At 53.2% G+C, this 9,604-nt stretch carries 7 protein-coding genes; 1 reads left to right on the forward strand and 6 read right to left on the reverse strand.

Annotated features, from left to right (window positions below; translation table 11 throughout):
• Positions 1-176: 176 nt before the first annotated feature.
• The 6 genes from EQY_RS0119835 to tagK are packed head-to-tail and all read right to left on the reverse strand — an operon-like array spanning position 177 to position 6,350.
• The gene (locus EQY_RS0119835) at positions 177-1,226 is read right to left on the reverse strand and encodes a type VI secretion system protein TssA (RefSeq protein ID WP_000380755.1); all 1,050 of its coding nucleotides are present in this window, start codon (positions 1,224-1,226) and stop codon (positions 177-179) included.
• Positions 1,227-1,236: 10 nt separating this feature from the next.
• Positions 1,237-2,232 carry a type VI secretion system baseplate subunit TssG gene (gene tssG / locus EQY_RS0119840; RefSeq protein ID WP_000012133.1) on the reverse strand — a complete coding sequence of 332 codons (996 nt, stop codon included), beginning with the start codon at positions 2,230-2,232 and terminating at the stop codon, positions 1,237-1,239.
• A complete protein-coding gene (tssF, locus tag EQY_RS0119845) occupies positions 2,229-4,112 on the reverse strand; it encodes a type VI secretion system baseplate subunit TssF (RefSeq protein ID WP_000371473.1) in 1,884 nt (627 codons plus the stop codon). The genes tssG and tssF overlap by 4 nt, the downstream gene beginning before the upstream one ends.
• Before the next feature lie 15 nt (positions 4,113-4,127).
• Complete coding sequence (gene tssE / locus EQY_RS0119850; protein ID WP_000994234.1) at positions 4,128-4,622, reverse strand: type VI secretion system baseplate subunit TssE; 495 nt, start codon at positions 4,620-4,622, stop codon at positions 4,128-4,130.
• A complete protein-coding gene (locus EQY_RS0119855) occupies positions 4,619-5,449 on the reverse strand; it encodes a type VI secretion system accessory protein TagJ (protein ID WP_000203357.1) in 831 nt (276 codons plus the stop codon). Before EQY_RS0119855 ends, tssE begins: the two co-directional genes overlap by 4 nt.
• Positions 5,436-6,350: a type VI secretion system-associated protein TagK gene (gene tagK, locus EQY_RS0119860; RefSeq protein WP_000827836.1), complete on the reverse strand. Its 915-nt coding sequence runs from the start codon at positions 6,348-6,350 to the stop codon at positions 5,436-5,438. Before tagK ends, EQY_RS0119855 begins: the two co-directional genes overlap by 14 nt.
• A 331-nt stretch (positions 6,351-6,681) precedes the next feature.
• Here tagK and tssH point away from each other — a divergent pair, with 331 nt between their 5' ends.
• Positions 6,682-9,315, forward strand: a complete 2,634-nt coding sequence (tssH, locus tag EQY_RS0119865) for a type VI secretion system ATPase TssH (RefSeq protein ID WP_024212670.1) — start codon at positions 6,682-6,684, stop codon at positions 9,313-9,315.
• Positions 9,316-9,604 lie beyond the last annotated feature (289 nt).

The raw sequence follows: 9,604 nt of genomic DNA on the forward strand, positions 1-9,604 counted from the left end.
TCGCGGGTTCGAGTCCCGTCCGTTCCGCCAATATTTAGAAAGCCTGAATCAGCAATGGTTCAGGCTTTTGTCGTTTCTGGCTTTCGGGATTTTTCACCCCGGAAGTTAAATGGATTTAATCCAGAAAATAGTTACACCATATAATGACCAGTAGTTATAAGTTCTGGTCATTTTGGTTATTCCTGCGCATCCCACTTCTCCAGCAGTTCTGCTGGAACTTCATTGATTATCTCCGAAAAGCGTTTACCGACCAGTCGTTCCGCCTGACGCAACAAAGGAATGGTCGGACTGCTTGGTTCACTGTGCTCAAACCAGCGGCGGATGACTCGCAGGCGTTTCAGTGCGTCGTTCCGATCGCTGATTTGCTGTGGCTCTGCGATGATCTTTGCGGTCGTTTCGGCTGGTATATCCACTGTGGGAGCGACATGCCCTGCTAGTGTTAGTCCGGTATTATCGATAGCAGCATACTTCGGCTGATCAGCCTGCGGTTTTGGTTGTGGGATTTCTGGCGTAGTTGTCTGTACCGCCCCAGGCAACAGGGTCAGCAGTTGCGTCAGACGCGAAAAGTCCGGGGCCAGGTCATTCAGCGTTTCACGAGCATGGTGTTGCAGTCGCTCAGTGATCTCGGCGGCCTGGCGAAATGCGTCCAGCGGCAGTGCGCCGCGTGCTTCCAGGTCGGCCAGTTGCTGACGTACTGATTCCGGTGCCAGCGCATCCGCCGGGCGTGATGCAGACAGCGAACGTTCCACATCCCGAACCTGAAGGCGCATGGCGGCGTTGTTTGATAGCGTAATGCCACGAATATCAGCCATTACGCCTTCGTGGTCCAGTAGCGCCGACAGCGCGTTACTGCGTGCTACAGCCGCATCTTCGGCGGTGGTATCTTCAGCCGTAAGCAGTTGTGGATGGATGGTGTCCGGGTTTGCGACACACAACGTTTCCAGAAGCGTGAGTGTCTCCACCAGCCCTCTGGCTCCGGCCTGCTGGATACGGCAACGCAGCAGGACAACCAGGATGCGGATATCTTTACTGCGTGCCAGCAGGCGGCGGGCGTCCCGCTCCAGCTCCGCCCAGTTAATAGTTTCCGGTGTACTGACAAAATCGCCATATTGCGCCTCTTCACGCGCTAAGGCGCGGGTGAACAGCAACAGGTACTCTGGATCATACTCCAGATCCGGGCCGCAGGGGCATTCAGCCGAAATAGGGTCAGACAGGGGGGTATCCATTAAATTATCCTCAGTGTGCCAGATAGTGTTCAGGTTCGAAAATCATGCCCGTCACCGGGTTGTCGTGCAGGGCTTTCCCTGCCCAGGCGGTCCAGCCAAGCTGATATGGACCGCCAGTAACAGCCGGAGGGGCTGCGTGTGGTTTAAGCTGTAGCTCAATTTCCCAGCAGTATTCAAACCCGGTAAATGCACGAACCAGTTCCGTTAGTACTGGCAGGTTATTACCACCAGGCAGGAAACGCCGGTAGTCAGCCAGTGTCAGCGGGCCAATCACCAGCCGGAACTTATATTGCATGTCCGGCACGGCCTGGCCGATGAGTGCGCCGTTGCCAATGACGGAAGAGGGGGCTGGTATCCCCAGTCGGGTAATTTCATCATCAGCCACCGTTATCCAGTGCAGGACATACTCTTGTATCCGGAAAGGCACACTGAAATAGTGCGCCAGCGTGGCGGCCAAGCCGTCCGGGTTGCGGGATTCGCGCACCAGATGGGCCGATGCCGCCAGGCGAACGTGATCCGGCAGCGAGCTATCTGCACTTTCCCGTAAATCCTGCCCGCTGAGGCTGGCGATATAAAAGGCAAAACGGTCATATTCCTGTTTATCCAGACCGCCCCCGGCGGACTGGGCGCTGCGCCATGCCTGATAAAACTGCGTCAGCCAGCGGTGATGAAAAAGATCGGTAAAACGGGTCAGGGTCGGATCGCAGCGGCTTTCGGTCCGATTGCGCGCGAGTTCAGTGTAATGCAGTGGCAGCGGACCGTTCGGACCCCACAGTCCAAGGCTGTAAAGGCTAAGGTGCAGGCGTCCTTGTTGCCAGCTCACATTGGCGATTTCCCGTGGCGCAAAGGTCAGTGTAGGTGTTTGTCCCAGGCGAAATTTTTCCATGCCTGGTTGCCAGGCACTACCTGCGGGGACGGTACACAACTGCACATCCACGCGGCGCATCAGGTTCAGAAAACCATAGCGCCAGGGCGTTTTCTGCGCTTGGGTGAAATCGCCGCTCATACACTTCCCCGTAGTCCGGCTCTGACCGGCCAGGTCATAATTTTCCCACGTTGCATACTGTGCAGCGTCATCTGCGAGAAGGTATTAATGGAAACATGACGAGCGATATATTGCTCCAACACCAGACCGAACAGATACGGGCTAATACCAGAGAATCCGTCTTCATCCACCGTCAGCTCACAACTGACGCCGCGACCATAAACCAGCAGCCCGGAACCGGGCAGACGGCGGGTAACAGGCGTTGTTTTACAGCCAATCAGGCTGCGTACCTGACGCGACTGCGGACTGTCATGCGCCGGAATAAACAGGTTCAGCAGATCGCGCAGTGCCTGACCGCCGGTGCGGTGATCCAGATCGGCCAGCGGCAGATAATTAAAGGATAACTGGCGGATCAACCGCCAGGCCATTTCACGTTCCGCCAGTGGTGGCTGTGGTGGACGAGGTGGACGGATAAGCCCCACACCTGCCACAGGGATGGCCGCATCCACGGTCAGATCGTCCCGGCCATTGCGTGCGATAAGACAGGGCAGATCGCGGTTGGTGACCATGGCAGTGATGGTGATATGGCGCAGATTTTCCGGGTATGGGGCTTCATACTGGTCAACCAGCGACAGGAATACTTCCGAACCCGTATAGGGTGTGCGGGTGCCGTAGCGGCGGGCGTTCTCAGACAACCGACGCGGCTCCCGGCGCAGGGAAAAATAACGCCCATGATTGCCTTCATCATTATTGCGGGTGTGGTAGAGCGGGCGAAATGTCATCTTCCGCGTGGTGTCGGCTTCCAACCCTTCCACTTCCTGGACCGAAAACACCTCATAGTCGAGCGGATGGGTTCTGTCCACCACCAGGTGCTGCTCTGTCGTGCTGTGTGTGATATCGAGCCGGGCGGTGACGCGGGGAAACAGGTTGATCACCGGGGTACAGAACAGGCTGAACTGTGCAGCATTTGTCTGGTGGATCAGCCAGTCTGGCGGCAGGCGGTTCAGTAAGATAACAATTTCCGCCACACCGCTGTGAATTTTTTGTAACCCGGCAGACAGACCCGTCGGGGTGAAAAAATAAAAGCGTTCCGGGCAGGCAAAATATTCATGCAACAGGTTATGGCCGTGGAACACGTTCCACGCCAGCGGCAATAGCCCTTGATCCGGCTCCAGACCCTCGTACATGACGGGCTGTTTCAGATTCACATCCAGTACTCCGTCAAAATGACCCGGAACGCCAGCCAGTGTGGCAATGGCGCTGGTGTGCAACAGTTCGAACAGGTGTGAGGTCGTGCGCTCCTCGCCGCAGAGATAGAGCGGCAGCTTGTCCAGCCCGGCAAGCTGGCTGAAGGTCAGTTCACCGAAGGTGCGCAGGGTAATGCGTAGTGCTCCGGCGACGTGAATGTTAGCTGGCAGGTAGCGGTGCAGGGCGGGCATATCCGGCGGCGCGGCGGTCAGGCGCGCCTCTTCGATGGCAAGCGGCCACAGTGTCACATCCTGGCTGCTGCGAAACTGGCAGGCGGCGCTTTCACCTTCCGGAATGGAGGAAAAAAAGGCAGTGTTGCGTGGGACGGTGAATCCCTTCGCCAAATCACCTTCTTCCGGATCGGGATGTAGTTGTGCCACGCTCATTGAGGGGGTTGGGGTGATGTAATTGGGACTGACGACCTCCAACAAACGCTGGGTGAAGCGGGGAAATTCAGCGTCAATTTTAAGCTGCGTGCGGGCGGTCAGGAAGCTGAAAGCTTCGATCATACGCTCCACATAGGGATCGGCAATATCCGCACCCTGCATTCCCAGACGGGCGGCGATTTTTGGATGACGGGCGGCAAATTCGGCTCCCGTTTCCCGCAGGTAGCTCAATTCGCGGTTGTAGTATTCCAGTAGCCGTGGATCCATCACTCACCCTCTATATTAATAAAATGTAATGCGGCTGTGCTCCATATCCAGCGCACTACGTACCCGGAATGCTGTCGGATACGGCTGCGTGAGGATCTCACCGCAAATTTCAAACTGTAATGTGTTATGGCCATTCTGGCGTTGTTCATCCTGTAGCGGGATGATTTGCAGTGTGGAGGTCTTCAGCCGGGGTTCAAACCGGGTAATAGTACGCAAAATAGCTCTGCGGATATCATCCCACTTATGTTCATACAAAAAGCTCCCCGCCAGCGGCGGCAGGCCGTAGTTCACTACGGAAGCAGCCGCCTGCGGGTAACGCGCGGCATCAATATCATCTTCATGGCTGATGGTGTTGAGCAGAAACGACAAATCCCGGCGGATGATCTCTTTAAGCTGAGCTGGGCTAACACTGATATCGTGGTCGCGCTTCTGGTTTGGGGTGTCGTCGCACAGGCGGTCAAACAGAGTGGGTAGTAAGTGTTTGCCCGGGCGCTGGTGGGAGGCATTCATGCATCTTGGCCTTCAGGTGAATTAAAGGTGCAGGTGCTCAAATCCAGCAGGCTGATATCTCCGTGGCTGGTGAGCCACATTTTTTGCCCCAGAGCCTGTACCAGGGTTTCTCCGGAACCATCCTGCCAGACGGTTTTGCGGCACAGACACAGGGTATCGGAGGCTTTTTCTGAACCGCTGTAGCGGGAAAATAGCCAGGCACCATGCACATCACCATTGTGAAGTGTGATATTGACGGGTTTCCAGATCAGATCGGTCAGACTCGCTGGCGGGGGCGATTTCAGTGAGCGAATTTGCGAAAGCGGCAGCCAGATATACATGCCACCAGTGACCAGTTCCAGCACTGGGCCGGTACGGGAGTCGCTGTCGCTTATCCAGTCAAATGTGCCGCCATTCCACTGTCCGGCAGTGTCTGTTATGGTCTCAAACGCGTGGCTGCGGTGGGCATCGGCATCTGACGTTTTACCATGGGCGTTACAGGCGAGGGCGACAAGCAGATCCTCCATCCAGACGGGCGGAGGGAGAATAAAGCCGGGACGTTGTTCACCATGAAAGCAGGACTGGCGGTATATCTCACAGCGAATCAACTCCCCAAATACCTGCGCTTCTCGGGTATAATTTGCGTCCAGTCGGGCGCACAGTTGGATTTGTTGCAGCGCTCGTGACCAGTAGCCGATCACGCACAATAACTGAAACAGGCTGTGCCGATGTAAAGCCTTAGTTGGGTGCATCTTTACTTGTTGCTCAGCCATCTGAATACCTTCCGCTACAGAATAATTCCGCAGCAGTGCCGACAAGGTAGCCGGTAGCACGTTATTGCTTGTCATGATAGATATCTCCGTGTTGTACCGGGTTTACCCGGTAATGGCTGTCAATGCCAATGAGGCGGTGCTCACGTTGTGTCAGATCGGGTAAGACGGCGCTATGCACCATTTCCGATGCGTATTCCGGGGAAAGCAAGTGCAGAATATCGGGGAGAACCGTTTCGGTAGGCCAGATCGTTTCTCCTTCGCCGGTGGTATCCAGGACATCGAGAATAGCGTCAATGCTTAACCCTCCTGTGACCATATCCTGCAATGAATCAGCTTCAGTGGTCAGATTGCGCAATGAGGCCAGATCCAGCGTAACTGCCTCTTCATTAAGGGGAAATGGATCGGCATAACGATGGATATCTTGTTCAGGGGACAATAATGCCTGGCGGTATTCCTGGTAAAGTAGGGTTAGTGGGTTATCTGTTTCTGGGGTGCCTTCGGTGGCGACTGTGCCATGAACCGGAATGATATCAAACGGATTTTGCGACTGCCGTTGCTGTTGTCGAAACCAGTCAAGATCGAGATATTCGCTTATTGTTTCCAGCGAAACAGCAGTCTGTGGTGTCGTCTTTTCCTCACGTGGAGTAAGAGACGTCGGATTGTTACGAACAAGACACCAGGAAGATAATCCCCATTCAATCAGATCCCCTTCATTCAGGCGCATACGGTGATGCGGCTCGACAATCTGATCATTTACCGTGCAACAATATTCATCGGACTGATTGATTATCCACCACGCCTCTTCGTGGCGAGTCAGGCTGAGAGCAATTTTCGCATTCTCATCCACCTCAAAAACAGGAAGCCAGGGCGCGTTGACGGTGAAGATAATCTGTGTTCCTGCAGTCGCGTAAATTGTGCTATCGGTAACCCCGTGCGCCTGTATTTTTTGTAGTCCCCAGGAAATATTTCGTTTCATTACGTATCGCTGTATAGAGTGTTCTTTTCAATAGAAGAATAATTTCAATTTTTTAGATAAGTAATGCTGAACAATTTATTTTATCAATATTAATTCCTGCGGAAATGTATTGTGATAATTTTGATGTAATATATTCATAATGTATATGTGATTGATTTTCTGTATTGAAAAAAAACATAAAAAAGATACTAACCGCTATATTACATTGCGTTCTGTGATATGCATCATTGTTTCATTCTGGAATTTTGATGATTCTATTAATTAGAAGTTCTAATCGGTACATTTATGTTTATGTATCATTTATATGTTCTTACATCATCAGGTGTAACAGATGGACACTCCTGTTTCACGCAGTGCACTATATGGAAAGCTAACAAAACCTTTATTCAGGTCTTTGGAGTCTGCGACAACGTTCTGTAAATTACGCGCTAATCCTTATGTCGAACTAACGCATTGGTTGCATCAGCTAATACAACAACCAGAGAATGATATTCACCATGTTCTTCGGCATTACCAAATAACATCTTTTGATGTAGAGAATGCGTTAATTCAGCAATTGGATATATTGCCTGCCGGAGCTAGCGTAATTAGCGATTTTTCCCACCATATAGATCTTTCTGTTGAAAAAGCCTGGATGTTGGCAAGCATCCGTTTTGGCGATCACAAAATTCGTAGCGGATGGTTACTACTAGCCTGGTTAACCACACCAGAATTGTATCGAGTGTTAAAAAATATCTGTGCGCCATTGGCTGGGTTACCGGTAAATGAACTATTGGATATTCTTCCGTCTTTAATCTCATCATCCCCTGAAATATCAGAGATTCCATATGATGGTTCGGATTTGAATTCTGCGGTTCCGGGAGAAAGCAGTCAGGCATTTTCCAGTAAATCAGCAGGGAGTAAATCCGCGCTGGCGAAATACTGTCAGGATCTGACTGCACAGGCTCGCGAAGGTGGCATCGATCCAGTCACCGGTCGAGAGCACGAAATTCGTACTATGACGGATATTCTGCTGCGCCGTCGGCAGAACAATCCGCTGCTAACTGGCGAGGCAGGCGTCGGGAAAACGGCTGTGGTGGAAGGATTCGCGCTGGCGATTGCCGAGGGGGAAGTGCCGCCCTCACTGCGTAACGTGCGGTTGCTGTCGCTGGATGTCGGGGCGCTGCTGGCGGGAGCGTCTATGAAAGGCGAATTTGAATCCCGCCTGAAGGCGCTGCTGGAAGAAGCTGCGTGCTCGCCGCAGCCGGTGATTCTGTTTGTCGATGAGGTTCACACCCTGGTAGGCGCCGGAGGTACATCCGGTACAGGTGACGCTGCCAACCTGCTGAAACCGGCGCTGGCGCGTGGCAGTCTTCGAACGATTGGGGCGACCACCTGGAGTGAGTATAAACGCCATATAGAGAAAGATCCGGCATTGACCCGGCGATTTCAGGTGTTGCAGGTGGCAGAGCCGGAAGAGGCTGCCGCTGTTGAGATGGTACGCGGGTTAGTCACTACGCTGGAAAAGCACCATAGCGTACTCATCCTTGATGAAGCCGTGCGTGCTGCTGTACAGCTTTCTCACCGTTATATCCCGGCTCGACAGCTACCGGACAAAGCCATCAGTTTGTTGGATACAGCCGCAGCCCGCGTGGCGCTGTCGCTGCACACTCCACCAGCGAATATCCAGTTTCTGCGTCAACGGCTCAAAGCCGCTGAAATGGAGCAGGAACTGCTATTAAAACAGGAAAAAATGGGAATCCGCGCAGAGCGAGGCGACACACTGGCGTCGCAGATTATATCGCTGAAAAGAGAACTATTTGATGCGGATGAACGCTGGCAGCAAGAACTAGAGCTGGTTAACAGATTACAGGAGCAGCGTGCTGCAGAAACCCGCGAGCGTGATGAAATCACACTGCAACAGTCAGAAGCAGCATTAAGAGTCTGGCAGGGTGAAAACCCCATCGTGTTTCCGGAAGTTAATGCGGCGGTGGTAGCGGCGATTGTCTCCGACTGGACCGGCATTCCCGCTGGGCGCATGGTAAAAGATGAAGCCAGCCAGATCCTGGAACTGCCTGCCCGCCTGGCGCAACGTGTTACCGGGCAGATGGATGCTCTGGCGCAGATTGGTGAGCGTATCCAGACCGCGCGGGCGGGGTTAGGCGATCCGCGCAAACCTGTGGGCGTCTTTTTGCTGGCCGGGCCGTCCGGTGTTGGCAAGACCGAGACCGCGCTGGCGCTGGCAGAAGCAATCTACGGCGGTGAGCAGAATCTGATTACTATCAATATGAGCGAGTTTCAGGAGTCTCACACTGTCTCCACGCTGAAAGGCGCGCCGCCCGGCTATGTTGGCTATGGCGAAGGCGGTGTGTTGACGGAAGCTGTACGCCGTCATCCCTGGAGCGTGGTGTTGCTGGATGAAATTGAAAAAGCCCATCACGACGTCCACGAGTTGTTCTACCAGGTATTCGATAAAGGTGCGATGGAGGATGGCGAAGGTGTCCACATCGATTTCAAAAATACCACGCTGTTGTTGACCACTAACGCAGGTGCGGAGCTTATCAGCCAGCTCTACGAGGATCCGGCGCTGATGCCCGATTCAGCAGGGCTAAAAGAGGCGTTAATGCCGGAGTTACGCAAACACTTCCCAGCGGCTTTCCTGGGGAGGGTGACGGTTATCCCTTATTTGCCGTTGGATGAGAAGGCGCGAGGTGTTATTGCCCGTCTGCATCTTGGCAGACTGATGGATCGTATGGCGGAGCAGCATAGCGTTTCACTCATCTATGGCGACGAACTCATTACGCACATTGTGGCGCACTGCCCGATGCACGAAACAGGGGCACGCTTGCTGATTGGTTATATCGAGCAGCATATTCTGCCGCAACTGTCCCGTTACTGGTTGCAGGCGATGACAGAGAAAACAGCTATCACGCAAATCTGCATCCGTGTTGATGAGGATGAACAGATTATTTTTGAAACGGATTAATGGAACATCCTTATTGCAAAAGAATTAAGTGGTGCATTGTGGGTTAGTCGCTTTCCTGGAGATTCTTCCACCAATGATTTGCAGGGGGCTTTTTGTGCATCGGTAGATAAATTTTTGCGCACGCCTGCTAATGCGCGTGCAAGGGGCTGTATTTCTGCAACATATCGCCCTCCCGCCAGAGCATATCTCATGCGCTGGTCAATTGATGGACATTAAGTATGGCATTTCGTTATCCGATGTTGCTGACATTCCTGTTAATGAGTAAGCGCCCCGAGAAGTACGTAGCGTA

Source organism: Escherichia sp. TW14182, from assembly GCF_000208525.1.
Lineage (GTDB): Bacteria > Pseudomonadota > Gammaproteobacteria > Enterobacterales > Enterobacteriaceae > Escherichia > Escherichia ruysiae.